Here is a 1519-nt window from a genome sequence, read left to right on the forward strand (position 1 = left end):
GACAGGCTCAACATGACAGCATCTGAGGTGAAATCGCCTTTATGATACACCCTCATAAATAACCGATCGTTTATAACGATCAACAAAAACATAACAAATGAAAAAGTTACTATTCATCCTTGCCATCAGCATCAGCATTTCGGCTGTACAGGCACAGATGCTTGGCAAAAACCAGGTAAACTCAAGGGCCGATAGCCTCCGCGGAACACTTACCCCTTTACGTACCTGCTACGATATTAATTATTACCACTTAGATGTGAAGATCGATATCGACCAAAAATCAGTTAGCGGAAGCAATGAATTTGCTTTTACCGCCACACAGGATTTCACCAAATTACAGTTCGATCTTTTTGATAACTTAAAAGTAGATAAAGTGGTATATAAAGGTGCCAGTTTACCTTTTACCCGAGAATATAATGCGGTTTTTGTAACCTTTCCTAAAGCAGTTAAAAAAGGAAGTAAAGATAGATTTATCGTTTTCTATTCTGGTAATCCTACTGTTGCCAAAACACCCCCTTGGGATGGCGGTTTTATCTTCAAAAAAGATGAAGCCGGCAATCCTTTTGTTTCCGTAGCCTGCCAGGGTTTAGGCGCAAGTGTATGGTGGCCAAATAAAGATCACCAGAGCGATGAAGTAGATAGTATGTTAATCAGCATTAGTGTTCTTAAAACTTTGCAGGAAATATCTAATGGAAGGCTGAGAAATACTGTAGATAAACCGGATGGTTACAAACAATACAATTGGTTTGTCGCTAATCCCATCAACAACTATGATGTAACCTTTTACATTGGCAAATATGCCCACTGGCAAGACAGTTACAATGGTGAAAACGGAAAACTCAGCATCGATTACTGGGCGCTGCAAACCGATAGCGCCAAAGCCCGCCCACATTGGGATGCCGATGTTAAACCCATGCTAAAATGTTTCGAATACTGGTTTGGTCCTTACCCATGGTACAAAGACGGTTACAAACTGGTTCAGGCACCACATTTAGGGATGGAACACCAAAGCGCAGTAGCTTATGGCAATCAGTTTAAACCAGGTTATTTAGGCAAAGATTTAAGCGGTACCGGCCATGGCTTAAAGTGGGATTTCATCACCATCCACGAGAGCGGCCACGAATGGTTCGGCAATAACATCACCTCAAAAGATATCGCCGATATGTGGATTCACGAAGGTTTCACCAATTATTCTGAGGTATTGTTTACCGAATGTACCGAGAACAAAGCAGCTGCTGATGAATATGTAATCGGATTACAAAAAATCATCCGTAATGATGTTCCAGTTATTGGTCCTTACGGTGTAAATAAAGAAGGCTCGGGCGACATGTATCCAAAAGGTGCAAATTTGATTAGTACCATTCGCCAGTTAATTAATAACGATGAAAAATTCAGACAGATTCTTCGCGGGCTAAGCAAAACATTTTACCATCAAACGGTAACCACTGCTCAGATTGAAAATTACATAGCCAAACAAAGCGGGCTTAAACTGGATAAAGTTTTCGATCAGTATTTACGT

The 1519-nt window shown here is 40.7% G+C and carries 1 protein-coding gene; it reads left to right on the top strand.

What is annotated here, in order from left to right:
• Positions 1 to 97: 97 nt before the first annotated feature.
• Positions 98 to 1519: M1 family metallopeptidase (locus tag AC1DPQ_RS27385; RefSeq protein ID WP_477611510.1), on the top strand; the 1422-nt coding region annotated here is incomplete at its 3' end.

The organism is Pedobacter sp. 01T416_2 (assembly GCF_056398925.1).